This is a genomic window from Brevundimonas sp. NPDC055311 (genome assembly GCF_053645695.1).
This window is the reverse complement of the sequence record NZ_JBSHMV010000003.1, coordinates 207,181-229,666: the sequence shown is the minus strand read 5'-3', so window position 1 is coordinate 229,666 and position 22,486 is coordinate 207,181. Positions and strand designations below refer to the sequence as shown.

Sequence of the window (22,486 nt, the reverse complement as noted above, 5' to 3'; positions counted from 1 at the left end):
ACCGTTATAATAACGAATCGCCAGTGCGGGCTTGGTTCTCACGTCCGCGTCCAACGAGGGGTCGGGGATTTTATGGCCAAAGCACCGTCTGAAACGAAACCTGCCGCGAAAGCGGCCTCCGCCGCTTCCAAGCCGAAACCGGCGGCAAAGTCGAGCGCGACAGCGACAAAAGCTGACGCCAAGCCCAAGACCGTAAAGGCCGCCGCTGCGGCGAAGGCCCCCGCCAAGGCGGCTGCGCCCAAGGCCGCCAAGCCCGCTACGGCCAAGGCCACGACCGCCAAGACCGCCGCGACGAAGGCTCCGGCCAAGGCGACCGCCGCCAAGAAGCCTGCAGCCGCAAAGGCTCCGGCCGCCGCAAAGGCCGCCCCGGCCAAGAAGCCGGCCGCCGCCAGGACGACGACAGCCAAGGCGGCAACGGCCAAGGCCGCTGCGCCCAAGAAGGCTGCGGCGCCCAAGAAACCCGCCGCTTCCAAGGCAGCCGCTCCGGCCCCGGCCGAGACGCCGGTCGCCGCCTCCCTGGCTCCGGCGCCCGTCGAGACCAAGCCCGCGCCGAAGCCCGAGCCGGTCGAGCCGCCCGTTCAGGCCACGGCGCCCGCCGCCGCCGCTGCGGCGGTCGAGCCGGTGAAGCCCGTCGACACGCCCGCCCCCGAAAAGAAGAAGGGCTTCTTCGCCCGTCTGTTCGGCTGGTGATCGAAGACTGATCGCAAATGCAAGGAAGGCCGGAGAGGACGCCCTCTCCGGCCTTCTTCAATTCTCGACTGTCGTAGGGCCTATTCCGGCAGGTCTTCCGCCAGGATGGCCATTTCGAACATGAAGGAGCCGGCCTCGTCCTCATCTTCGAACACCACGCCGATGAACTCGTCGTCGACATAGACTTCGGCGGAGTCGGCGACCTTGCGGGCCTTCACCTTGACGCCGCCGTGGTTGAAGGTGCGCTTCAGGTGCGTCTCGACGCGCTTCAGATCGGATTCTTTCACGGGGGTAGCCTCGCTTTGGCGCCGGGGGCGCATGTCGTTGGCCGCGGACCCTAGAGAAGCCGCCCCGCCTTGGGAAGCCCGCGCGTCAGGCGTCCACAGACGCGCCCTCTCAGATCACGAAGTCATAGACGATGTCGGACAGCGTATGGTCCATGGTCCGCGCGGGCGTGGCGTCGGTCGGACAGTTGACCAGCCTTGCAGGCACCCCCGCCACGGTGCAGCCCGCCGGCACCGGCTTCAGCACCACCGAGCCGGACGCCACCTTGGCGTAGTCGCCGACCGTGATGTTGCCCAGCACCTTGGCCCCGGCGCCCAGCAGGACGCCGCGACCGATCTTCGGGTGACGGTCGCCGCGCTCGGCCCCGGTCCCGCCCAGGGTCACGGCGTGCAGCATGGACACCTCGTCGCCCACCACCGCCGTCTCGCCGATGACGATGCCCGTGCCGTGATCCAGAAAGACGCCCGAGCCGATCCGCGCCGCCGGATGGATGTCCAGCTGGAACAGCTCCGAAATCCGGCTCTGGAAATGGAAGGCCAGGGTGTCGCGGTCCTGCTCCCACAGCCAGTGCGCCACGCGCCAGGCCTGCAACGCCTGGAACCCCTTGAAATACATGAAGGGCTGCAACAGCGAGCGGATCGCCGGATCACGCTCCTGCACCGCCTTCAGGTCCGCCTCGGCGGCGGCGACGATGCCCGGATCGGCGGCGAAGGCCGACAGGGCCACCTCGCGCACCGTCATGGCCCCCAGCTCCGCATCGCCCAGCTTGCGCGCGATCTGGAAGCTCAGCGCCCCGGCGAAATCATCGTGCGCCAGCACCACGGCGTTCAGCTGCGACGCCAGACGCGGCTCCTCGCGCGCGGCGTCCTCGGCGGCGGCGCGCAACTGCGCCCACAGGTCCGGCTGCTTCGGCACGACTTCCAGCTTGGCCATCAGGCTTCCTTAAACTTCAGCTCGACCCTACGCGCCCAGCATGGAACGCGCCAGCGCGGCGGGCAGTTCGCCCTCCCGCGCCATATGGTAGGCGCGATAGGCCGTCGCTACCGTCAGCCCGTCGCGCACCGCCCCACGCGCGATCTCGGCCATCAGTTCGCCAAAGGGGACGCGCGCGGACAGGAAGACCTCCGTCTCGTCCGGCGCCGTCCCGGTCGCCTCCAGCCCCCAGGCCACCCAGGTCATCGCCCGCTCGTCGGTGATGGAGTTGGACAGGTCCACGTCCAGCGCCGCGCGCCAGTGCTGCGCCGTCAGCCCCGCCTCCTCGGCCAGTTCGCGCTTCACCGCTTCAAAGGGGTCTTCCCCCTCCGGCGCCCCGCCCTCGGGCATCTCCCAGGAATAGCGCATCAGGGCGAAGCGGTGCTGGCCCACCAGGCTGACCGTCCCGTCGTCATGCAGCGGCAGCACGCCCGTCCCCACGTTCCGGGGCCGCACGACCACATAGTCGGCGTCGGCCCCCGTCGGCGCGACGGCCGGGTGGCGCGTCACCCGCATCCAGGGCGTGTCGACCAGAACGCTGTCGCCCAGGCTGCGCCACGGCGGCGTATCAGGCAGGCCCTCGGCCCAGCGAGGCTTGATGTCGCGAATCTGACTCATGCCCCTGCTATGGCGCAGCCCGTCCCGAAAGCCTAGCTATCCGCCATGAGCCCGTCAGACCTCGCTTCCCCCCTGCCCCTGCCCGTCCGTTCGGAAGAACTGCTGTCGCGCCTGGCCGTGCGCCGCTCGGCCCCGGCCCAGTCGCTGACCCTGCCCGGCCCCTCGGACGCCGAGATCGAGCAGATTCTTCTGCTGGGCGCCCGCACGCCGGACCACGGCAAGCTCTTCCCCTGGCGCTTCGTCGTGCTGGGCCCGCAAAGCCGCGCCGACCTGTCCGAGGCCCTCGCCGCCCTGGGCGAAACCCAGAACCGCACCGGCAAGGAGATCGCCTCCCTGGCCAAGCTGGCCAACCCGCCGCGGACCATCCTGGTCGTCTCGACCCCCATTCAAGGCCACAAGGTTCCGGTGTGGGAGCAGCAGTTGTCCGCCGGCGCCGCCTGCATGAACCTTGAGCACGCGGCGAACGCCCTGGGCTATTCGGCCAGTTGGATCACCGACTGGTACGCCTACGACCCGGCCGCCGTCGCCCTGTTCGGCGTCGAGGACGGCGAGAGCATCGCCGGCTTCATCCACGTCGGCTCCCTGTCCGAGCCCCCGCTGGAGCGCCCCCGCCCGAACCTGGAGCACAAGGTGACGGCCCGGCCGTAGCGCCTTTCCCTTCTCCCCTTGTGGGAGAAGGTGGCAGTCCTCGGGCTTGCCCCGAGGGCTGACGGATGAGGGGTTTTGCAACGACGGAGAGCCCCCTCATCCGACCTCGCTGTGCTCGGCCACCTTCTCCCACAAGGGGAGAAGGACGCATCAGCGCCCCTCCTCCTCCGGCCGGTGCACGATCGACACCAGCACCACCGAGATGATCATCAGCAGGAACCACGCCCCCAGCTTGTTCAGGCTGACCATCTCCCATCCGCCCTCCTGCCCCGGATAGACCCAGGCCCGCGCGAACGTCCCCAGGTTCTCCGCGAACCAGATGAACAGCGCCACCAGCCCATAGCCCAGCAGCAGAGGCATCGACCGCCGCGTCCGGTCGGCGGTGAAGTAGAACCACCCCCGCGCGAACAGCAGCCCCGTCGCCGCGAACAGCGCCAGCCGCACGTCCGGCAGCCAGTGGTGCGCAAAGAAGTTGACGTAGATCGCCGCCGCCAGCACCCACGTGGTCCACAGCGGCGGATAGCGCCTCACCCGGATATGGAAGATGCGCTGCACCCGCGCGATGTAGCTGCCCACCGCCGCATACATGAAGCCCGAGAACAGCGGCACGGCGCCGATCCTCAGCACCGACTCTTCCGGATAGATCCACGACCCGTGATAGGTCTTGAACAGCTCCATGACCGTCCCGGCGACATGGAACAGGAAGATGACCCGCGCCTCCTCCCAGCTCTCCAGCCGAAAGGCCAGCATCAGCGCCTGTATCCCCAGCGCCCCCAGCACCAGAAAGTCATAACGCGCCAGCGGCGCCTGATCGGGCCAGAACAGGAACGTCCCCAGGATCAGCGCCAGCATCGCCCCGCCGAACAGACACGCCCACCCCTGCTTCAGCCCGAACCACAGGAACTCATAGGCGTAACGGCGAAGCCGCGAGCGGTCGGCCCACGCCTCCGCGCGGGTCATCAGCCGACGGCCCCAAGCTTCGAGCGGGAGACGGGGGGATGGGGTCATGGGCGGAGATTCAGCGATAGCTAGAGGTGAGGACACATTGGATTGCCGAAGCGATTGCCATTTATCGGAAATCTGCCTCTATCATCGTAATAGCGCTTTTCAACCTGCAAGCATCCGAGGAAAGGCATGGCAATGCACCTTCTGTATTGCGACGAATCGAATATGGAAGATCGCCCCGGCGACTTTCTAATCTACGCAGGCATCGCCATTGACGGCACGCGCGCAATGGATCTTTCACGTGAAATCGACGCTATTCGCGCCAACCTAAACGTCCCCCGTGAATACAGACTTAAGTTTAACCCTGGCCCAGAGGGATTTTCACACGAACAATTTATCGAACTAAAACGCCAAGTCATTGATGCAACAGTAAGACATGGAGTTAAATTGCTAGGCTACTTAGTTCTACACGACATCGCGACCAATCCTGATGAAGCCCGCCGTAACGGCATCAATACGGTTTGTTTTCACTTCGACTGCCTGCTCAATCGATTGAATGAGACTGGCTTAGTGTTGATTGATAGATTTAATGATGCTGGAAACCAGATTGAAGCTCACTTAGCCGAAAAATTCAGCATCGGATTGGTAGGCATACCGTATGCGGCTGAGGTTCCGATGCGGCGCATCGTCGGCTACCATTATTCAGCAATCGGTCAATCGCACTTCACCTCTCTCATTGATGTGATCGTTGGTTCATTTCGCTTCGCCATCAACGCACATTGCCGGAATGTTCAGCAGCATCGCCAATCTGCAAACAACATTCTTCAAGCGATATCTCCTCTTTTCGTAAGAAACAATGCAGGAGGTGCCGTATCGGAACTTGGCCTTATCTTTAGCCCAAAGATAATTCGGGTTTCAGGATATCGATCCAAATATCAGGATTTAAAGGACTTCCTAGAAGCTGCAGGAATACCAACCGAGCAACAGATTACAGATCAGAGAATGTACTGAAACGTTACTAGGAACCTAACTGCGCACGAGGCGGCCTCGCCGCCCCCTCACCCCCGCCCGCGATACCCCGCCACGCCCTGATCCGGCAGCCACACGCCCTCCAGCAGCGCGCCCGTCTGCCAGAAGACGTCGATGGGGATGCCGCCGCGCGGATACCAATAGCCGCCGATGCGCAGCCATTTCGGTTGCAGCAGCTCGGCCAGGCGCTTGCCGATGGCGACGGTGCAGTCCTCGTGGAAGGCGCCGTGGTTGCGGAAGCTGGTCAGGTACAGCTTCAGGCTCTTGCTCTCGACCAGCCAGTCGCCCGGCACATAGTCGATGACGATGTGGGCGAAGTCGGGCTGGCCCGTCACCGGACACAGGCTGGTGAACTCCGGCGCGGTGAAGCGCGCCACATAGAGCGTGTCGGCGTGCGGATTGGGCACGCGCTCCAGAACCGCCTCTTCCGGGTTGGTCGGGGCGGCGGTCTGGACGCCGAGCTGGCTGAGGCTGTCGGTATAGTGGGTCATGCCCGCCATTTAGGCGTTCGCCCCGCCAAAGAAAACGCCGCCCCCTCCGCAATCGGCCATCCCCCCGTTTCGCCTGTGCTAGACTGCGCCCGGCCGAGGGGGACGGCGAAGGGCGATTTCAGACGATTCAGACGAATTGGACTCTCTTTTTCCGAGCCTTCTTCAGTCGCCTGTTTCAGGAGCATCCATGATCCTATCTGCCAGGTTTAGCTTTGCCTTGGGCGCCCTCATGATCGTTTCAGGGGTGTCGCCCTGCCCTCAGCGACTCTAGCCCAAGACGCCGATCAAGCCTTGCCGCCCCCGCGCTGGAGCGTGCCGCCGCAGGCCTCTGTCGATGACTTCCCTGAAGCGGCCCTGCAGGCAGACGCCAGCGGAGCCGCCGTGATCGCCTGCGACGCCACGCCGGACGGCAGCCCCGTCAACTGCGAAGTCCGTTCTGAAACGCCTCCGGGCATGGGTTTCGGTCAGGCCGCCCTCGGCATCGTGCAACGCGGACGCGTGATCGCCAGCGATGACGGCGCTGTCGCGGCCCCTCGCCGCTTCGCCGTTCGCGTGCCGTTCAATCTCGGCCCCGAGCCGCCTCCGACGGACCTGGCGGCGACGTTCGCCAATGTGGAAGCCCGGTGGCTGACGCCGCCTCGCCCCACAGCGTCTGATTATCCGCAAAGGGCGGTCGATCGCGGCCTCTCGGGCGGCGCCGCCGTTCGTTGTGAAGTGACGCTGTCAGGCAAGCCGACCAACTGCGCCGTTGTCGCCGAGGTTCCTCCCGGCAGCGGGTTCGGAGAAGCGGCCGTCAAAATCGTCCGTCGGGGACGGCTGAACCCCGCGACGATCCGGCCGGAAGAGGTCGGGTCCGCCTTCGTCGTCACCGTGCCCTTCAGCATCCACTGATGCGATTTCAGACGATTCAGGCGAATTGGACTCTGTTTTTTCCTTCTCCCCCTGTGGGAGAAGGTGGGCGCCGGAGGCGCTCGGATGAGGGGTGTCGGCGCAAGTTTCGCTGTTCTGCGCCTCAACCGTGCGATCATCGGATGCGGAGGCGCTCACACCCCTCATCCGTCAGGCTTCGCCTGCCACCTTCTCCCACAAGGGGAGAAGGGAGCCGAATGCATTGCCTTCCCTGACGACAGCCGGTTAGCGTAGCCAAAAGCAACTCAGGAGAGACGACCCGTGGCCATTCCCGCTTCCCTGCAGTCCGGCCTCAAGCTGCCGGTGATCGCCTCGCCCATGTTCCTGGTGTCCGGGCCGGATCTGGTGGTCGAGGCCTGCAATGCGGGCGTGATCGGGACCTTCCCCTCGCTGAACCAGCGCACGACCGAGGGCTATCGGGAGTGGCTGCACGAGATCAAGTCGCGCCTGACGCCCGACGCCGCCCCCTTCGGCGTCAACCACATCGTTCACCCGACCAACCCGCGCCTGATGGCCGACATGATGGTCTCGGTCGAGGAGAAGGTGCCGCTGATCATCACCTCCCTGGGCGCCGTGCGCGACATGGTGGACGCGGTGCACGGTTACGGCGGCGTGGTCTTCCACGACATCGCCAATGTGCGTCATGCGCGCAAGGCGGCCGAGGCGGGCGTCGACGGCCTGATCCTGGTCGCCAACGGCGCAGGCGGACACGCGGGCGTGGTGAACCCCTTCGCCCTGATCAACGAGGTGCGCGGCTTCTATGACGGGACCATCATCCTGGCCGGCGCCCTGTCGACCGGTCAGGACGTGGCGGCGGCGCTGATGATGGGCGCCGACTTCGCCTATATGGGCACCCGCTTCATCGCCACGACCGAAAGCGCGGCCCAGCCGCACTACAAGGAGCTGATCGTCCAGTCGGGTTCGGCGGACATCACCTACACCCCGGCGGTGTCCGGCATTCCGGCCAACTTCCTGACCCCGTCGCTTCTTGAGAACAGGATCGACCCCAAGTCCCTGCCCGAGCACAAGCTGGACATGGGCGAGGAGGCCAAGGCGTGGAAGACCGTCTGGTCGGCGGGCCAGGGTTCGGGCGCCATCCACGACGTGCCCACAACGGCCCAGCTTGTCGCTCGGCTGACGGACGAGTTTTCGCAAGCCTGTGATAAATTCGACAAGAAGCGTCTCTAGGAAGCGGCCTCGAAGCTCACCCCTTTCGAGGCCGATTCATGCGCATCCTGACGACCGCCCTTCTGGCGACCGCCCCGCTCCTGATCCTGGCCTCGACGGCCCAGGCGCAGGACATGCCCGGCCGCTGGAGCTTCAGCGCCGGCGCCGGCAGCGACAACCGCTCCAAGGACGCCTCCAAGTCGGACGGCGATCCCTTCGTCTGGGGCGCGGCGGAATGGGAAAGCGAAAGCGGCCTCTTCTACGTCAGCCCCGCCGCCGAAACGATCAAGAGCGGCGGCTCGGACCTGGAGCTGGAGCTGACCGGCGGCGTGCGTCCGCAGTGGGGCGGCTTCGATTTCGACCTGAACGTCGCGCACAAGTGGCGGGTGGACGCCGACCCCGGCTATGACGCCAACGCCTGGGAGTTCACGGCCGACATGAAGCGCTCGATCGGCCCGGCCAGCGCGCGCCTGCGGCTGCAGCACTCGCCCGACGGCGCCGGTTCGGTGAAGGCTTGGACCTGGGTCGCCCTGCGCGGCGGCTGGGACTTCACGGACAAGCTGAACGTCTCGGCCGAGGTCGGACGTCGCGAGCAGGACAATAGCGTCGACTACACCGGCTACAACATCGGGGCGACCTACGCCCTCACCTCCAACCTGGAAGCCGAACTGCGCTGGCACGGCACCAACGCCAAGGCGCCGGGCGAGCAGTACGCCGACGCCCTGGTCGCCGGGATCAGCGTCTACTTCTGACCGAGGCGGACAGAGGCTTTGGCCTTTTCCGACCAATGGGCCTAAGCTTGGCGCATGACATTCCGCCCGACGACCCTCGAACGTGCGTACCAGCTGGCTGAAAGCGGCGCCTGCCGCACGGTGGGAGAGGTCAAGCAGGCCCTGAAGAGCGAAGGCTACGACCGCATTCAGGACGCCCTGTACGGCTCCACCATCACCAACGCCCTGCGCAAACTGTGCCAGGAAAACTGGTCCGCGCCGACGCAGGCCGTTGAAAGCTGACGATCTTTTCGTACGCCTTGCTTTAGCCGCCGGGACCGTTCACCCTGTGACGGTCGATCTCTCTGCGTAACGCTCTGCCTTCTGCCCCGCGCACCGAGGTCTAAGCCGATCCATACAGACCCGACAGGTCTTCAGGGACGTTCTCTGAGGCCAACTTCTAGCGGAGGTCCTGAAAATGGCTACCGGCACTGTGAAATGGTTCAACTCCACCAAGGGCTACGGCTTCATCCAGCCGGATGACGGCGGCAAGGACGTCTTCGTCCACATCTCGGCCGTGGAAGCGGCTGGCCTGCGCGGCCTGGATGAAAACCAAAAGGTTTCCTACGAAATCGAGCGCGACCGTCGCTCGGGCAAGGAATCGGCCGGTCAACTGAAGACCGAAGGCTGATCCAGCCCCCTCGCCGCCCCTGTCAGCGATGACGGGCGGCCAGGAAAAGGACAGAGCGCGCAGGGGCGACCCTGCGCGCTTTTTCTATGCCCGCTCCATGGCCGGCGGCGAGCGCAGTTGGCCGAAGTCCGCCCCGCTGGGCGACTGGAACAGGCGCAGGCCGAACTCGGGCAGGATCGCCAGCAGGTGGTCGAAGATATCGCCCTGGATCGCCTCATACTCCGCCCAGGCCACCGTGGCGGTGAAGGCGTAGATCTCCAGCGGCAGTCCCGTCTCCGTCGGCTGCAACTGACGCACCAGCAGGGTCATGTCCTGACGGATGCGCGGATGGTTCTCGAGATAGTTCTGCACATAGGCGCGGAAGGCGCCGATGTTGGTCGAGCGCCGCATATTGACCGGATCGCGCCCGGCCTCGACCAGCTTGGCGTTCCAGTCGGCCATCTCGGCGGCCTTGTCGGCCAGATAGTCGTCGATCAGGAGGAAGCGCCGCATCCGGTCGCGTTCGGCCTCGGTCAGGAAGCGCGCGCTGGTCTGGTCGATCAGCAGGGCGCGCTTGATGCGGCGCCCGCCGCTCTCCTGCATCCCGCGCCAGTTCTTGTAGGACTCGTTGATCATCCGCCAGGTGGGGATGGTGGTGATGGTCTTGTCCCAGTTCTGCACCTTCACCGTATGCAGGGCGATGTCGATGACGTCGCCGTCGGCGTTCAACTGGGGCATCTCGATCCAGTCGCCGACGCGCAGCATGTCGTTGGAGTTCAGCTGAACCGACGCCACCAGCGACAGGATCGTGTCCTTGAACACCAGCATCAGCACCGCGGCCAGCGCGCCCAGACCCGACAGCAGCAGCAGCGGCGAACGGTCGATCAGGGCTGCGATCACCAGGATGGTGGCGATGGCGTAGATGACGATCTTCAGGACCTGCAGATAGCCCTTGATGCTGCGGCGGTGGGCGCGCGGCGAGCGAACGTAGAGGGCGTTGGCCATATCCAGACCCGCGCCGATGCCGATGGCCACGGCCACGATCATGAAGGCCCCGGCCACGTTCTGGATCAGGGTGACGGCGCCCGTCGACAGGTGCGGCACGCCGCCTATGCCCTGATGGATGATGATGGCCGGGACGACGCGTGTGAAGCTGCGCACCACCGGCTGCAACAGGGCGTCGAGATCATGCACCGCGCGCCCGACGATGCGCAGGATCAGCCGGGTCAGGATGCGGCGGACCACAAAGTCCGCGACGAAGGCAAGAAGAACGAGGAGACAGAGCCCGATCAGCATCTCCGCTGTCGGGAACTCCGCCAGGCGATCACGCATGGCGATGAAATCAAACATGGGCCCAGCCTAGGCAGGACGGCCGGGGTTTTGAACCCCGGCGCGTCAATCGGCGTCAGGCGATGGCCTGGTCCAGGTCGGCGATCAGGTCGTCGATGTCCTCGACCCCGACCGACAGGCGGATCAGGTTGTCGGTGACGCCGCCGGCCTCGCGGACCTCCTTGGGCACGCTGGCGTGGGTCATGATGGCCGGGTGATTGACCAGGCTTTCCACGCCGCCCAGCGATTCCGCCAGGGTGAAGACCTGCACCCGCTCCAGCACCCGTTTCGTGCGCTCCAGATCGCCGTCGATCAGCAGGGTGACCATGCCGCCGAAGCGGCCGTTCATCTGCCGCGCGGCCAGTTCGTGCTGCGGGTGGCTGACCAGACCCGGATAGAGCACCTTGGCGACGCCCTTTCGATCTTCCAGCCAGCGCGCCACGGCCAGGGCGTTCTCATTGTGCGCCTTCATGCGCAGGCCCAGCGTCTTCAGACCCCGATTGGCCAGGAAGGCGTCGAACGGCCCCATGACGCCGCCGATGGAGTTCTGCAGGAACTTCAGCTGGGCCGCCATCTCGGCGTCCTTGGCGACCAGCACCCCGCCGACGATGTCGGAGTGGCCGTTCAGATATTTGGTCGCCGAATGCATGACCACGTCGGCGCCCAGGGCCAGCGGCTGCTGGCTCCACGGCGTGGCGAAGGTGTTGTCGACCACCAGGATCAGCTTGTGCGCCTTGGCGATCTTGGACAGGGCCTCGATGTCGGCCAGCTTCATCAGCGGATTGGTCGGGGTCTCGACCCAAAGCATCCGCGTCTTTTCAGTGATGGCCGCCTCGACAGCCGCGAGGTCGGTCAGGTCGATGTAGCTGAAGTCCAGCCCCATCGAGCGACGGCGCACCCGCTCGAACAGCCGCCACGATCCGCCATAGAGGTCGTCGCCGGTGATGATGTGCGACCCGGCGTCCAGCAGTTCCAGCGCCGTCGAAGTCGCCGCCATGCCCGAGCCGAAGCCGAAGGCCTGAACCCCGCCCTCCAGATCAGCGATGCAGCCCTCGAACGCCTCGCGCGTCGGGTTCTTGCCGCGCGCGTATTCATAGCCCTTGTTCACGCCCGGGCTTTCCTGAGCGTAGGTCGAGGTGGCGTAGATCGGCGTCATCACCGCACCCGTCGTCGGGTCCGGCTGCTGGCCCGCATGGATGGCGCGGGTCGAGAAACCCTGGCTGTTCTTCAGGTCTGCCATGCTCTTACCGGTTCAGGCTGAGGTGGTTGATCAGGTCGGTGCGGGTGATCAGGCCGACGAAGATCTCGCCGTCCAGCACGATAGCGACGCGGTCGCGGTCGAAGACCGGGATCAGGGCGTCCAGCGACTCCGTCACCTGAAGCGTGTCCAGATCGCGCGTCATGGCCGAGGCGACCGGCTTGGCGAAGCGCTCCTGACGGGTGATGTCGTCGGTGTTCATGATGTGGACGATGTCGCTCTCGTCCAGAATGCCGACCAGACGGCCGTCCTGAATGACCGGCAGTTGCGACAGGCCGTCGCCGCGCATCCGCTTGAAGGCGGTATCCAGGGTATCTTCCGGCCCGATCACCACCACATCGCCGGCGGCGTATTTGCGGTTGATCAGATCCGACAGGTCGCCGTGCAGCTCGCGCTCGGCCAGGCCCTGATCGGCCAGCCAGGCGTCGTTGTAGACCTTGGACAGGTATTTGGCGCCGGTGTCGCAGACGAAGGTCACGACCCGCTTCGGCTCGGTCTGCTCGCGGCACCAGCGCAGGGCCGTAGCGATCAGGGTGCCCGACGACGATCCCGCCAGAATGCCTTCCTTCAGCAGCAGCTCGCGTACCGTGGCGATCGCCTCGGCGTCGGGGATGGAATAGGCGACGTCGATCAGGTCGGGATCGGTCGTTTCAGGCATGAAGTTCTGGCCGATGCCTTCGACCGTATAGCTGCCGTCCGGCCCCGGCACGCCCTCGTTGATCAGGCCCGCCAGCGCCGAGCCGACCGGGTCGGCGAGGATGATCGTGGCCTTGGAGCCCTGCGATTTGAAATAGCGGGCGTTGCCCGTGATCGTCCCGCCCGAGCCGATGCCGGCGACGAAGGCGTCGATGTCGCCGTCCATCTGCTCGAAGACCTCGGGACCGGTCGTCCTGAAGTGGGCCTCGGAGTTGGCGTCGTTGGCGAACTGGTTGACGAAATAGCCGCCCGGAATCTGCTGGGCCAGGCGCTCGGCCATGTCGGTGTAGTATTCGGGGTGGCCGTGCGGCACGTCCGAGCGGGTCAGGCGCACGTCGGCGCCCATGGCCCGCAGGTGCTGGATTTTCTCCTTCGACATCTTGTCGGGGATGACCAGCAGGACGTTGTAGCCCTTCTGCTTGCCGACCAGGGTCAGGGCCAGACCGGTGTTGCCCGCTGTAGCTTCCACGATGGTGCCGCCCGGCTTCAGCCAGCCCGCCTTCTCGGCCGCCTCGATCATCGACAGGGCGATGCGGTCCTTGATGGAGCCGCCCGGATTCTGGCTCTCCAGTTTCAGGAACAGGCGGCAGGGGCCGGTGTCGATCCGCGTCACCTCGACCATCGGCGTCTTGCCGATCAGGTCCAGCAGGCTCTTCGCCGGACGGCTGAGAACAGGGGCGTCGGTCATCGACATGAAGGCAGGCTCCGTTGCACGGTTTCGAATGAAGCTGGGCGTCCGCACCGTCGCGGTCAACTCATGCAAGTTTTCACCCTTTCGCCGCGAAGCGCGTTAGAAAGGGCGCAATGGTCAAGACACCGAAACGCCCCGCTGCGGGCCTGCCCGACAAAGAATCCCTGATGGCCTTCCTGCGCGAGGCCGGAGAAGCCGAAAAGGCCGACATCGCCCGCGCCTTCGGCCTGAAAGGCGCCGAGCGTCGGCACTTGCGCGACATGCTGAAGGAGCTGGAGGCCGAGGGCCGCCTGGGCAAGCGCGGCCGCAAGGGCTTTTCCGAAGCCGGCGCCCTGCCCCCGGTCGGGGTGGTCGATGTCGTGGATCGCGACGCCGACGGCGAGCTCTACGTCGAGTTGGTCAAGAGCAGCGAGGATGCGCCGCGCGCGGTCCTGATGCCCGATCGCGAGGGTCGCGGCCCGGCGCCCGGCATGGGCGACCGCCTGCTGGTCAAGTTCAGCCGGGGCGTCAACGGCTGGGAGGCGCGCCTGGTCAAGCGGCTGGACGTCGGAACCAACCGCGTGCTGGGCGTCATCCGCAAGGGCGGGCGCGAGACGCGGGTTGAGCCGGTCGACAAACGCTCCAAGGATGTGCTGCTGGTGCCCGCCGCCCAGGCGACGGACCTGCGCGACGGCGACCTGGTGCTGGCCGCCGTCGAGAAGGGCGAGCATCGCTACGGGCCCAAGCGCGGCAAGATTCTCGAGAACATCGGGCGCGAGGACGACCCGCGCGCGGCCTCCATCATCGCCATCCACGCCCACGGCGTGCCGACCGGCTTCTCCGAGGCCGTGGAGCGCGAGGCCGAAGAACAGGACATCCCGACGCTGAAGGGGCGCGAAGACCTGCGCCACGTCCCCTTCATCACCATCGACCCGGCCGACGCGCGCGACCATGACGACGCCGTCTATGCCGAGCGCGACGAAGACCCGGCCAATGCGGGCGGCTGGATCGTCTGGGTCGCCATCGCCGACGTCGCCGCCTATGTGCGCCCGAACACGGCGCTGGACCGCGAGGCGCGAGCCAAGGGCAACTCGACCTACTTCCCCGACCGGGTCGAGCCGATGCTGCCCGAGGTGCTGTCCAACGGCCTGTGCAGCCTGAAGCAGGGCGAGAACCGCGCCTGCATGGCCGTGCGCATGGTCTTCGACAAGGACGGCAGGAAGACCGGGCACAAGTTCACGCGCGGCCTGATGCGCAGCCACGCCAAGCTGTCCTATGAACAGGCGCAGTCCGCCATCGACGGCCTGCTGGACGACGCCACCGGGCCGATCATGGAGGCCATCCTCTATCCGCTGTGGAACGCCTATCGCACCATGCTGAAGGGCCGCGAGCGCCGCAGCCCGCTGGCCATCGAAAGCCCCGAGCGCCGCATCATCATGTCGCCCGACGGCGGCATCGCCGGCATCGAGCCGCGCAAGTCGTTGGAGGCCCACCGCCTGATCGAAGAGATGATGATCCAGGCCAACGTCTGCGCCGCCGAGACGCTGGAGAAGACGCACACGCCGCTGATCTATCGCGTTCACGACACGCCCAGCCAGGAGAAGATCTTCAACCTGGCCGACTTCCTGCACACCATCGGCAAGCCCTGGAACAAGGGCGAGGCGCCGAACACCAAACGCTTCAACAAGCTGCTGGAAGAGACCCGCGACACCCCGCACGCCGAGGTGGTCAACGAAGTCGTCCTGCGCACCCAGATGCAGGCCTTCTACTCTCCTGAGAACGTCGGCCACTTCGGTCTGCACCTGGACCGCTACGCCCACTTCACCTCGCCGATCCGGCGCTATTCGGACCTGATCGTCCACCGCGGGCTGATCCGGGGCCTAAAGCTGGGATCGGACGGCCTGACCGACCGCGAGATCGCCGAGCTGGGCGGCATCGCCGAACACGTCACCGAGACCGAGCGCCGTTCCATGGCCGCCGAGCGCGACGCGATGGACCGCTACATCGCCGCCTTCCTTGAGGAGCACGTCGGGGCGACCTTCAGCGGACGGATCACCGGCGTCACCCGCTTCGGCCTGTTCATCCGGCTGGACGAGACGGGCGCCGACGGCCTGGTCCCCGTCTCGACCCTGGGCGACGAATATTTCACCCACGACGACCGCGCCCACGCCCTAGTGGGGGAGCGCACCGGCAAGCGCTTCCCGCTGGGCCGCCGGGTCGAGGTCCGCCTGATGGAGGCCACGCCCGTCACCGGCGGTCTGGTGCTGGAAATGCTGTCCGAGCCGGACCCGCGCGATCCGAACGCCCCGGCTCCGCGCTATGGCATGCGCGGACGTGGCGGCGACGGCCCGCCCAAGCGTGGAAAAGGCCGCCCCGGCGGTCCCAAGCCCCGCAACGGCGCCAAGCCTTCCGGCGGCCTGAAGGGCGTCAGAAAGGGCAAGCGACGGTGAGGAATATCACGTCCCTTCTCCCCTCGAGGGAGAAGGTGGGCGCCGGAGGCGCTCGGATGAGGGGGCTGTATCCGCAGGCGGGACGACAGACGTTGAGGACGCAGCAAGCGTCCCCCTCATCCGTCTCGCTCCGCGAGCCACCTTCTCCCCCGGTGGGGAGAAGGCAGGAGTTTTTGCGATGAACCCCCGCCCCTTCGACGCCGCCCAGGATCTGGCCGACGCGCCGCGTGTAGGCGGAGCCCAGCGCCCCAAGGACGCCGCCACCCTGATCCTGACCCGCGGCGAAAAACGTCCCGAGGTGCTGATGGGCCGCCGCGCGCCCGGCCATGTCTTCATGGCCTCGAAATGGGTGTTCCCCGGCGGCCGTATCGAACGCAGCGACTTCACCGCCGCCTCGAACGGCGCCCTGTCGCCTGACGTCGCGCGGCGGCTGGAGGCGGAGATGCCCGCCCGCCGCGCCCGCGCCCTGGCCCTGGCCGCCGTACGCGAGACCTTTGAGGAGACCGGGCTGATCCTGGGCCGCGCCGCGCCGACCGCCTCGGTCGCCGGACCGTGGCGGGAATATCGTCAGGCGGGCGCCCTGCCCGATCTGTCGGTCCTGTCCTATGTGGCGCGCGCCATCACGCCCCCGGGCCGCACGCGCCGTTTCGACGCCCGCTTCTTCATGGCTCCGGTCGAGGCCCTGCGCGATCCCGACCGAATCGAAGGCTCAGGCGAACTGGACGAGATCGCCTGGATTCCGCTGGAAGAGGCGCAAGGGCTGGATCTGCCCGCCATCACCCGCTTCGTGCTGGGCGAGGTCGCCGAGCGGCTGGAGACGCCCCAGCGCCCCCTGCCCTTCGTGCACATGGTACGCGGCCGCCACGTCATCGACCATCAGGACTGACGCGGCGGCCTCGCCGTCTTATTCGGCGACCGGCTTGGTCAGATCGAAATCGACCTGGAAATGGCGGTTCGGCCGACGCAGCTCATAGCTGAAGGTCTTTTGGGGATGGATCTCCATGGCCCAGACGTTGGTCGTCGAGACCGAGGCGTCGTTGGCGTTGAACAGGTCGATGGATTCCTGATCGACCGGGAATGCCTGACGCTCGGCCGTGCCTTCGTTCGCCGTATCGCCGCCGTACCAGTGCAGCGGGTCCGTCTTGCCGTCCGGCTGGCGGTGATCGTGCTTCAGGCGCAGGCCCGACTCGGTGCGGGTCACGACCCAGGTGCGCGAACGGTCCTCGCCGACCCAGAAGGGAATGCGAATCTCGTCCGCCGAGCAGTCACGGACATGCATCAGCAGGCGCTTGCCGGCGAAATCCGAGTCGGCGGCCTCGGTCGTGACGACCTTGCCCTCGAATCGCTGGCCGCACAGTTCGGTCAGATTGGCGAAGAAGGCGTCCTGGGCCGTGGCGGGAGCTTCGGCCGGCGCCGCAGCCGGCGCGGCGGGCTCGGAGGAGCAGGCGGAAAGCGCCAGTCCGGCGGCGATGATAGCGGCGGACAGGGCGTGGGCGGGCTTGAAGTGGGGCGTTTTCATGGCGAAATACTACCGCTCTCGGGGCCTCGCTCAACGCGACATCGAAACCGTTGACTTTGAGCCTGTCCTGAGTATGTTCCGCGCCTCTTATTTCAAGCGGCTTTCGCCGTCGCAGAGGTAATTCCGATGGCCAAACCGGCTTCCATCAAGATCCGCCTGAACTCCACCGCCGACACCGGCTTCTTCTACGTCACCAAGAAGAACGCCCGTACGATGACCGAAAAGATGGTCGTCAAGAAGTACGACCCGGTCGTCCGCAAGCACGTCGAGTTCAAGGAAGGCAAGATCAAGTAAGGGCTCAGCCCCCCGCTTGAATCTGCAAGACTCGAAACGCCCGGTCGCAGGACCGGGCGTTTTTCGTTGTCCGCCATATAAGGCCGAGGCCGTCAGGCCGCGCGCGCCACCACCCGATTGCGGCCGGCCTTCTTGGCCTCATAGACCCCCTCGTCGGCGCGCTTCAGCAGGGAGGCCGGCGTGTCGTCCGCGCCCCTGGTCGCCGCCACGCCGACCGAAACGGTGATGCTCAACGGCTCGCCGCCCAGGATTCGGAAGGGCGAGGCGCCCACGTCGCGACGGATTCGCTCGGCGATGCGATGGGCGTCCTCCAGCGTCGTGCCGGGCATGACCACGACGAACTCCTCGCCGCCGAACCGGCACGGCAGGTCCACAGCCCGCACATTGGTCGCCAGCCGCACCGAGAATTCGCGCAGCACCTCGTCGCCCGCGTCGTGGCCCAGGCTGTCGTTGACCGCCTTGAAGTGATCGATGTCCAGCACAAGGACAGCCACCGGATCGCCGCCGCGATTGGCGCGCGCCACCAGGGCGTCCAGCTGACCGTTCATGTAGCGTCGGTTGTGCAGGCCCGTCAGAGGGTCGGTGACCGCCATCTCCAGGCTGTGGTCCAGCTTCTGGCGCAGAAAGTCGCCATAGCGTTTGCGCCGCACCTGGGTGCGCACTCTCGCGGCCAATTCCTCGGGATCGACGGGGCGGGTCAGGATGTCATGCGCGCCCAGCTCCAGCGCCTTGAGCAGACGCGCCCGGTCCTGGGTGTCCACCAAGGCCAGGATGGGCAGTCGGCGCGTCGGCTCTTTGGACCGAAGCTGGGCGATCAGCCGCAGGCCGTCGAACCGTTCGGACGTCACATTGACGATCACCAGATCGACCGGGCCCCGCGCCGTCTCCAGCGCCGCCTCGAGCGACGGCTCGATCATGGGGCGATGCTCCAGCGACAGCTCCTGCGCCATCACCTGAGCCTGAAGCGTATTGTCATCGACGATCAGAACGCGCCCGCCCGACCCCTTGAGCCGCGCCACGCCGCCGGTGTCGACGCCGACCCGGCGACCGCTTTCCTCGCGCTCGCGCAGTTCGTCCATGACCATCTTCAGGCGGGTCAGGCTGCGGACCCGCGCCATGAGGATCACATCGTCCAGCGGTTTTGACAGGAAGTCGTCGGCGCCGGCGTCCAGCCCCTTGATGCGATCATGCCGGCCGTCCAGCGCCGTCACCAGCACCACCGGAATGTGGCGCGTCTCCGCTTCGGCCTTGATCCGACGACAGGCCTCGAAGCCGTCCATGCCGGGCATCATCACGTCCAGCAGGATCAGGTCCGGCTGTTCGGCGCCCGCCAGGGTGATGGCCGTCGCGCCGTCATGGCAGGTCAGGACGTCGTAGTATTCGAGAGTCAGCTTGGCTTCGAGCAGTCGGACGTTCGCCTCGACGTCATCGACCACCAGGATCCGCGCACTCATGCCGCCCCCTGACCAAGGTGCCTGCGCACCGTCTCCAGGAAGGAGATGACCGAGATCGGCTTGGAGATGTAGGCTTCGCAGCCCCCCTGGCGAATCCGCTCCTCATCACCCTTCATGGCGAAGGCTGTAACGGCGATGACGGGGATATGGTTCAGCTCTTCGTCGTCCTTGAGCCATTTGGTGACTTCAAGGCCCGAGATCTCCGGCAACTGGATATCCATCAGGATCAGGTCGGGGCGGTGTTCGCGCGCAATCGCCAGCGCCTGCAGCCCTTCGCGGGTCTGCAGCACTTCATACCCCTGGGAATCGAGCAGATCATGAAAAAGCTTCATGTTCAGCTCGTTATCCTCGACGATGAGGACCTTCTTGGACATCCGCCACCCGGCCGTTGCGCCTCTTGTTCATCCGCTTTCGCGTCGGGCTGTTACGCCTTCTTGGGTGCACTGTGGCCGCGTCAGTCTTAAGTTGACGTGAAGCTGAGGAAACGGAGTTCCTGCGTGGCCCTTACGGCCCTCTGTCGCGACTGCCTGTGGACCGGCGACCGCATGGTCGCGCGGTGCCCGTCGTGCGCCTCGCGCCGGGTGATCGTCCATGACGAACTGAGCGACCTGCACATCGCCCACCTGGACTGCGACGCCTTCTACGCCTCGGTCGAGAAGCGCGACCGACCCGAACTGCGCGACAAGCCCGTGATCGTCGGCGGCGGCAAGCGCGGCGTCGTCTCCACCGCCTGCTATGTGGCGCGGCTGTACGGCGTCGGCTCGGCCATGCCGATGTTCAAGGCGCTGAAGGCCTGCCCCGACGCGGTCGTCATCAAGCCGGACTTCAGCAAATACAGAGCCGAGAGCCGTCGTATCTTCGGCGCGCTGGAACAGCTGACGCCGCTGGTTCAGACCCTGTCGCTGGACGAGGCCTGGATCGACCTGAAGGGCACCGAGAGGCTGAACGGCGGGCCGCCCGCCTTCCAACTGGCGCGCCTGCAGAAATGGATCGAGGACGAGACCGGGCTGACCGTCTCCATCGGCCTGGCGCCCAATCGCTTCCTGGCCAAGATCGCCTCCGAACTGGACAAGCCGCGCGGCTTTTCTGTCATCGGCGCGACAGAAGCCCAAAGCCTGCTGGCGCCGCGCCCCGTGACCGCCCTGCCCGGCGTCGGGCCGGTGTTCGGCCGCACCCTGCGCTCGGACGGCTTCGCCACCATCGGCGATCTGGCTGCGGCAGAGGTCAAGGACCTGATCCGGCGCTATGGCGAGACGGGCCTGCGCTTGCATGACCTCAGCCACGCCCGCGACAGCCGCCCGGTGAACCCGGACCACGACCGGCGCGGCATGAGCGCCGAGAACACCTTCAACGACGACCTGACCACGGCCGAAGCGCTGGAGGCCGAGCTGTGGCCCCTGTGCGAAAAGCTGGCGTCCAAGGCGCGGCGCGACGGCGTCGCCAGCCGCGTCGTGGTGCTGAAGCTGCGCAAGACCGACTTCAAGATCGTCACCCGCCGCGTCACCCTGGCCGAGCCGGTGCAGACGGCGCGCGCCCTGTTCGCCGCCGGTCGCGACCTGCTGAAACCCGAAATCGGCGTGCCCTACAGGCTGATCGGCATCGGCATGGCCGATATCGCCGACGCCCAGGACGCCCCGGCCGGCCTGTTCGCCACGACCGAAACCCGCGCCCTGAAGACCGAGACGGCCATCGACGCCCTGCGCGACAAGTTCGGGGCCGCCGCCGTCGTCGCCGGGCGCGCGCTGAAGCGCCCCGGTGAACGCCCCGGATGACGCGGCCGCCGCGCCGCGCTAAACCCCCTCAACCCTTTCATACGGAGTCGCCCCATGAGCATCCACGCCCGCATCGCTGAACTCGGCATCACCCTGCCCGAGCCCGCCAAGCCGGTCGCCAGCTATGTCTCCTACGTCCGCTCGGGCGAGCAGATCTTCATCTCGGGCCAGTTGTCGAACGACGCCAGCGGCGGCATCAAGGGCACCGTCGGCGTGGACGTGACGCCGGAGCAGGCCGCCGAGGCCGCCCGCCTGTGCGGCGTCAACCTGCTGGCCCAGATCAACGCCGCCGTCGACGGCGATCTGGATCGCGTGGTCCGCATCGTCAAGCTGGGCGGCTTCGTCCAGGCCGGGCCTGACTTCGAGGCCATTCCCGCTGTCATCAACGGCTGCTCGGACCTGATGGTCCAGGTCTTCGGCGACGCGGGCAAGCACTCGCGCTCGGCCGTCGGCGTCTACAAGCTGCCGCTCGGCTTCGCCGTCGAGATCGACGCTGTCATCGAGGTGAAGTGACACCTCTCAAAACCTGCCTTCTCCCCTCGGGGGAGAAGGTGGCTCGCGCAGCGAGACGGATGAGGGGGACGCCTGCCGTCTCCTCGTCGCCAGCCGTCTCGCACGTGGACACAGCCCCCTCATCCGAGCGCCTCCGGCGCCCACCTTCTCCCCCGAGGGGAGAAGGATAGAGGTGTCGGGTTTCACGCTTCAGGTGCACGACAGCATCGCCGCTATCGGCCGGGCCGCATGGGACGCCTGTGCGGTCCCAAGCGGCGACCCTTTCGTTTCCTACGACTTCCTCGACGCCTGCGAGGCGTCCGGCAGCGCCGTCCCGTCCGAGGGCTGGGCGGCGCGCCACCTGTCCCTGCACGATGAAGACGGCGTCGTGATCGGCGTCATGCCTCTCTATCTGAAGGGCCACAGCCAGGGCGAATACGTCTTCGACCACAGCTGGGCCGACGCCTATCAGCGCGCGGGCGGGCGCTATTACCCCAAGCTGCTGGGGGCTGTGCCTTTCACCCCCGCGACGGGCCCGCGCTTCCTGAACGCGCCGGGAACGGACGCCGCCACGGTGCGCGAGGCCCTGCTGCAAGGCGCGTTGACGCTGACCGAGCGGCTGGGCGTGTCGTCCCTTCACGTCAACTTCCCGCTTGAGGACGAGTGGCGCGCCATGGCCGAGGCGGGCCTGCTGCCGCGTCGGGACATCCAGTTCATCTGGCGCAACGACGACTATCAGAGCTTCGACGACTTCCTGGGCGCCCTGTCATCCAATCGGCGCAAGACCATCCGGCGCGAGCGACGCGAAGCGCAGGCCGGCCTCGACATCCGCATCCTGACCGGCGCGGAGATCACGCAGGCGCATTGGGACGCCTTCTTCGCCTTCTACATGGACACCGGGGATCGCAAATGGGGGCGGCCCTATCTGACGCGCGACTTCTTCGCCCGCGTCGGCGCGACCATGGCCGACCGCATCGCCCTGGTCATGGCGTTCGAGGGTGATACGCCGGTGGCCGGCGCCCTGAACTTCATCGGCCGCGAGGCGCTGTATGGCCGCCAGTGGGGGACGCTGGTCGACCGGCCCTTCCTGCATTTCGAGCTGTGCTACTACCAGGCCATCGAGTTCGCCATCGCGCGCGGCCTGTCGCGGGTCGAGGCGGGGGCACAGGGGGATCACAAGATCGCGCGCGGCTACCTGCCCTCCCCCGTCTATTCGGCCCATTTCATCGCCGATCCCGCCCTGCGCGATCCGGTCGCCCGCTACCTCGAGCAGGAGCGCCCGGCGGTGGAGGCCGAGATGCACGCCATGACGGCGGAGCTGTCGCCCTACCGCAAGGGCTGATCTTCAGGGCTGACAATTCGTCGCGAGGCGCACCGAGCCAGGAACCGTCGGCGGCCGGATGCGCTTGGGGTGGAAG

General features: G+C 66.6%; 25 protein-coding genes. 14 read left to right on the top strand and 11 right to left on the bottom strand.

Annotation, left to right across the window (positions count from 1 at the left end; translation table 11 throughout):
• Positions 1-72 precede the first annotated feature (72 nt).
• A complete protein-coding gene (locus tag ACWIDZ_RS12255; RefSeq protein ID WP_453989319.1) occupies positions 73-690 on the top strand; it encodes a hypothetical protein in 618 nt (205 codons plus the stop codon).
• Positions 691-770: 80 nt separating this feature from the next.
• Here ACWIDZ_RS12255 and ACWIDZ_RS12250 read toward each other — a convergent pair whose 3' ends face one another.
• From ACWIDZ_RS12250 to ACWIDZ_RS12240, 3 genes are all read right to left on the bottom strand, one after another.
• Positions 771-977 carry a DUF3126 family protein gene (locus ACWIDZ_RS12250; protein WP_291781529.1) on the bottom strand — a complete coding sequence of 69 codons (207 nt, stop codon included), beginning with the start codon at positions 975-977 and terminating at the stop codon, positions 771-773.
• 109 nt (positions 978-1,086) lie between these two features.
• Positions 1,087-1,908, bottom strand: coding sequence for a serine O-acetyltransferase (gene cysE, locus ACWIDZ_RS12245; protein ID WP_088411443.1), 822 nt, complete (start codon positions 1,906-1,908; stop codon positions 1,087-1,089).
• A gap of 27 nt (positions 1,909-1,935) precedes the next feature.
• A complete protein-coding gene (locus ACWIDZ_RS12240; RefSeq protein ID WP_453989318.1) occupies positions 1,936-2,565 on the bottom strand; it encodes an NUDIX domain-containing protein in 630 nt (209 codons plus the stop codon).
• 45 nt (positions 2,566-2,610) lie between these two features.
• Between ACWIDZ_RS12240 and ACWIDZ_RS12235 the strand changes: the two genes are divergently transcribed.
• Positions 2,611-3,213 carry a nitroreductase family protein gene (locus ACWIDZ_RS12235; RefSeq protein WP_453989317.1) on the top strand — a complete coding sequence of 201 codons (603 nt, stop codon included), beginning with the start codon at positions 2,611-2,613 and terminating at the stop codon, positions 3,211-3,213.
• A 150-nt stretch (positions 3,214-3,363) separates the two neighbouring features.
• Here ACWIDZ_RS12235 and ACWIDZ_RS12230 read toward each other — a convergent pair whose 3' ends face one another.
• Positions 3,364-4,173, bottom strand: a complete 810-nt coding sequence (locus tag ACWIDZ_RS12230) for a DUF817 domain-containing protein (RefSeq protein ID WP_453989316.1) — start codon at positions 4,171-4,173, stop codon at positions 3,364-3,366.
• 210 nt (positions 4,174-4,383) lie between these two features.
• Here ACWIDZ_RS12230 and ACWIDZ_RS12225 point away from each other — a divergent pair, with 210 nt between their 5' ends.
• Positions 4,384-5,169, top strand: a complete 786-nt coding sequence (locus tag ACWIDZ_RS12225; RefSeq protein ID WP_453989315.1) for a hypothetical protein — start codon at positions 4,384-4,386, stop codon at positions 5,167-5,169.
• A 47-nt stretch (positions 5,170-5,216) separates the two neighbouring features.
• Here the strand turns inward: ACWIDZ_RS12225 and queF are convergent, their stop codons facing one another.
• A complete protein-coding gene (queF, locus tag ACWIDZ_RS12220) occupies positions 5,217-5,678 on the bottom strand; it encodes a preQ(1) synthase (RefSeq protein ID WP_453989314.1) in 462 nt (153 codons plus the stop codon).
• Between the two features lie 291 nt (positions 5,679-5,969).
• On the opposite strand from queF, the gene ACWIDZ_RS12215 reads away from it, so the two are divergent.
• The 5 genes from ACWIDZ_RS12215 (at position 5,970) to ACWIDZ_RS12195 (ending at position 9,155) form a co-directional block, all read left to right on the top strand.
• A complete protein-coding gene (locus tag ACWIDZ_RS12215; RefSeq protein WP_453989313.1) occupies positions 5,970-6,569 on the top strand; it encodes a TonB family protein in 600 nt (199 codons plus the stop codon).
• 279 nt (positions 6,570-6,848) lie between these two features.
• Complete coding sequence (locus tag ACWIDZ_RS12210) at positions 6,849-7,775, top strand: NAD(P)H-dependent flavin oxidoreductase (protein ID WP_453989312.1); 927 nt, start codon at positions 6,849-6,851, stop codon at positions 7,773-7,775.
• Between the two features lie 38 nt (positions 7,776-7,813).
• Positions 7,814-8,506 (top strand): TorF family putative porin, encoded by a 693-nt coding sequence (locus ACWIDZ_RS12205; protein ID WP_453989311.1) that lies wholly within the window; start codon positions 7,814-7,816, stop codon positions 8,504-8,506.
• Positions 8,507-8,560: 54 nt separating this feature from the next.
• Positions 8,561-8,767: a hypothetical protein gene (locus ACWIDZ_RS12200; RefSeq protein ID WP_291781507.1), complete on the top strand. Its 207-nt coding sequence runs from the start codon at positions 8,561-8,563 to the stop codon at positions 8,765-8,767.
• Between the two features lie 175 nt (positions 8,768-8,942).
• Positions 8,943-9,155 (top strand): cold-shock protein, encoded by a 213-nt coding sequence (locus ACWIDZ_RS12195; protein ID WP_003167329.1) that lies wholly within the window; start codon positions 8,943-8,945, stop codon positions 9,153-9,155.
• 84 nt (positions 9,156-9,239) lie between these two features.
• Here ACWIDZ_RS12195 and ACWIDZ_RS12190 read toward each other — a convergent pair whose 3' ends face one another.
• The 3 genes from ACWIDZ_RS12190 to ACWIDZ_RS12180 are packed head-to-tail and all read right to left on the bottom strand — an operon-like array spanning position 9,240 to position 13,111.
• Positions 9,240-10,484, bottom strand: a complete 1,245-nt coding sequence (locus ACWIDZ_RS12190) for a mechanosensitive ion channel family protein (protein ID WP_453989310.1) — start codon at positions 10,482-10,484, stop codon at positions 9,240-9,242.
• A gap of 55 nt (positions 10,485-10,539) precedes the next feature.
• A complete protein-coding gene (locus ACWIDZ_RS12185) occupies positions 10,540-11,703 on the bottom strand; it encodes a cystathionine gamma-synthase (protein WP_453989309.1) in 1,164 nt (387 codons plus the stop codon).
• A gap of 4 nt (positions 11,704-11,707) precedes the next feature.
• A complete protein-coding gene (locus ACWIDZ_RS12180; RefSeq protein ID WP_453989308.1) occupies positions 11,708-13,111 on the bottom strand; it encodes a pyridoxal-phosphate dependent enzyme in 1,404 nt (467 codons plus the stop codon).
• A gap of 110 nt (positions 13,112-13,221) precedes the next feature.
• Between ACWIDZ_RS12180 and rnr the strand changes: the two genes are divergently transcribed.
• Together rnr and ACWIDZ_RS12170 are read left to right on the top strand one after the other, a co-directional pair.
• The gene (gene rnr / locus ACWIDZ_RS12175) at positions 13,222-15,537 is read left to right on the top strand and encodes a ribonuclease R (RefSeq protein ID WP_453989307.1); all 2,316 of its coding nucleotides are present in this window, start codon (positions 13,222-13,224) and stop codon (positions 15,535-15,537) included.
• 178 nt (positions 15,538-15,715) lie between these two features.
• Positions 15,716-16,423, top strand: coding sequence for an NUDIX hydrolase (locus ACWIDZ_RS12170; protein WP_453989306.1), 708 nt, complete (start codon positions 15,716-15,718; stop codon positions 16,421-16,423).
• An 18-nt stretch (positions 16,424-16,441) separates the two neighbouring features.
• On the opposite strand, the gene ACWIDZ_RS12165 is transcribed toward ACWIDZ_RS12170, so the two are convergent.
• Positions 16,442-17,056, bottom strand: a complete 615-nt coding sequence (locus ACWIDZ_RS12165; RefSeq protein WP_453989305.1) for a hypothetical protein — start codon at positions 17,054-17,056, stop codon at positions 16,442-16,444.
• A gap of 126 nt (positions 17,057-17,182) precedes the next feature.
• Between ACWIDZ_RS12165 and rpmG the strand changes: the two genes are divergently transcribed.
• Positions 17,183-17,350, top strand: coding sequence for a 50S ribosomal protein L33 (gene rpmG / locus ACWIDZ_RS12160; protein ID WP_003164451.1), 168 nt, complete (start codon positions 17,183-17,185; stop codon positions 17,348-17,350).
• Between the two features lie 92 nt (positions 17,351-17,442).
• Here rpmG and ACWIDZ_RS12155 read toward each other — a convergent pair whose 3' ends face one another.
• Together ACWIDZ_RS12155 and ACWIDZ_RS12150 are read right to left on the bottom strand one after the other, a co-directional pair.
• Positions 17,443-18,804 carry a PleD family two-component system response regulator gene (locus tag ACWIDZ_RS12155; protein WP_346487499.1) on the bottom strand — a complete coding sequence of 454 codons (1,362 nt, stop codon included), beginning with the start codon at positions 18,802-18,804 and terminating at the stop codon, positions 17,443-17,445.
• Positions 18,801-19,178 carry a response regulator gene (locus tag ACWIDZ_RS12150; RefSeq protein ID WP_003164449.1) on the bottom strand — a complete coding sequence of 126 codons (378 nt, stop codon included), beginning with the start codon at positions 19,176-19,178 and terminating at the stop codon, positions 18,801-18,803. Before ACWIDZ_RS12150 ends, ACWIDZ_RS12155 begins: the two co-directional genes overlap by 4 nt.
• Positions 19,179-19,301: 123 nt before the next feature.
• On the opposite strand from ACWIDZ_RS12150, the gene ACWIDZ_RS12145 reads away from it, so the two are divergent.
• From ACWIDZ_RS12145 to ACWIDZ_RS12135, 3 genes are all read left to right on the top strand, one after another.
• Positions 19,302-20,576, top strand: a complete 1,275-nt coding sequence (locus tag ACWIDZ_RS12145) for a DNA polymerase IV (protein ID WP_453989304.1) — start codon at positions 19,302-19,304, stop codon at positions 20,574-20,576.
• Positions 20,577-20,630: 54 nt separating this feature from the next.
• Positions 20,631-21,089, top strand: coding sequence for a RidA family protein (locus ACWIDZ_RS12140; RefSeq protein WP_191742395.1), 459 nt, complete (start codon positions 20,631-20,633; stop codon positions 21,087-21,089).
• A 172-nt stretch (positions 21,090-21,261) separates the two neighbouring features.
• Positions 21,262-22,410 (top strand): GNAT family N-acetyltransferase, encoded by a 1,149-nt coding sequence (locus ACWIDZ_RS12135; protein ID WP_453989303.1) that lies wholly within the window; start codon positions 21,262-21,264, stop codon positions 22,408-22,410.
• Positions 22,411-22,486: the final 76 nt, after the last annotated feature.

Bases quoted from the DNA above. Each gene is read 5' to 3' on its own strand.
- ACWIDZ_RS12170 (WP_453989306.1), top strand. From the start codon at position 15,716: ATGAACCCCCGCCCCTTCGACGCCGCCCAGGATCTGGCCGACGCGCCG.
- ACWIDZ_RS12155 (WP_346487499.1), bottom strand. From the start codon at position 18,804: ATGAGTGCGCGGATCCTGGTGGTCGATGACGTCGAGGCGAACGTCCGA.
- ACWIDZ_RS12225 (WP_453989315.1), top strand. From the start codon at position 4,384: ATGGAAGATCGCCCCGGCGACTTTCTAATCTACGCAGGCATCGCCATT.
- ACWIDZ_RS12235 (WP_453989317.1), top strand. From the start codon at position 2,611: ATGAGCCCGTCAGACCTCGCTTCCCCCCTGCCCCTGCCCGTCCGTTCG.
- rnr (WP_453989307.1), top strand. From the start codon at position 13,222: ATGGTCAAGACACCGAAACGCCCCGCTGCGGGCCTGCCCGACAAAGAA.
- ACWIDZ_RS12205 (WP_453989311.1), top strand. From the start codon at position 7,814: ATGCGCATCCTGACGACCGCCCTTCTGGCGACCGCCCCGCTCCTGATC.
- ACWIDZ_RS12190 (WP_453989310.1), bottom strand. From the start codon at position 10,484: ATGTTTGATTTCATCGCCATGCGTGATCGCCTGGCGGAGTTCCCGACA.
- ACWIDZ_RS12230 (WP_453989316.1), bottom strand. From the start codon at position 4,173: ATGACCCGCGCGGAGGCGTGGGCCGACCGCTCGCGGCTTCGCCGTTAC.
- ACWIDZ_RS12200 (WP_291781507.1), top strand. From the start codon at position 8,561: ATGACATTCCGCCCGACGACCCTCGAACGTGCGTACCAGCTGGCTGAA.
- ACWIDZ_RS12140 (WP_191742395.1), top strand. From the start codon at position 20,631: ATGAGCATCCACGCCCGCATCGCTGAACTCGGCATCACCCTGCCCGAG.
- ACWIDZ_RS12180 (WP_453989308.1), bottom strand. From the start codon at position 13,111: ATGTCGATGACCGACGCCCCTGTTCTCAGCCGTCCGGCGAAGAGCCTG.
- ACWIDZ_RS12150 (WP_003164449.1), bottom strand. From the start codon at position 19,178: ATGTCCAAGAAGGTCCTCATCGTCGAGGATAACGAGCTGAACATGAAG.
- ACWIDZ_RS12240 (WP_453989318.1), bottom strand. From the start codon at position 2,565: ATGAGTCAGATTCGCGACATCAAGCCTCGCTGGGCCGAGGGCCTGCCT.
- ACWIDZ_RS12185 (WP_453989309.1), bottom strand. From the start codon at position 11,703: ATGGCAGACCTGAAGAACAGCCAGGGTTTCTCGACCCGCGCCATCCAT.
- ACWIDZ_RS12165 (WP_453989305.1), bottom strand. From the start codon at position 17,056: ATGAAAACGCCCCACTTCAAGCCCGCCCACGCCCTGTCCGCCGCTATC.
- cysE (WP_088411443.1), bottom strand. From the start codon at position 1,908: ATGGCCAAGCTGGAAGTCGTGCCGAAGCAGCCGGACCTGTGGGCGCAG.
- ACWIDZ_RS12195 (WP_003167329.1), top strand. From the start codon at position 8,943: ATGGCTACCGGCACTGTGAAATGGTTCAACTCCACCAAGGGCTACGGC.
- ACWIDZ_RS12255 (WP_453989319.1), top strand. From the start codon at position 73: ATGGCCAAAGCACCGTCTGAAACGAAACCTGCCGCGAAAGCGGCCTCC.
- queF (WP_453989314.1), bottom strand. From the start codon at position 5,678: ATGACCCACTATACCGACAGCCTCAGCCAGCTCGGCGTCCAGACCGCC.
- rpmG (WP_003164451.1), top strand. From the start codon at position 17,183: ATGGCCAAACCGGCTTCCATCAAGATCCGCCTGAACTCCACCGCCGAC.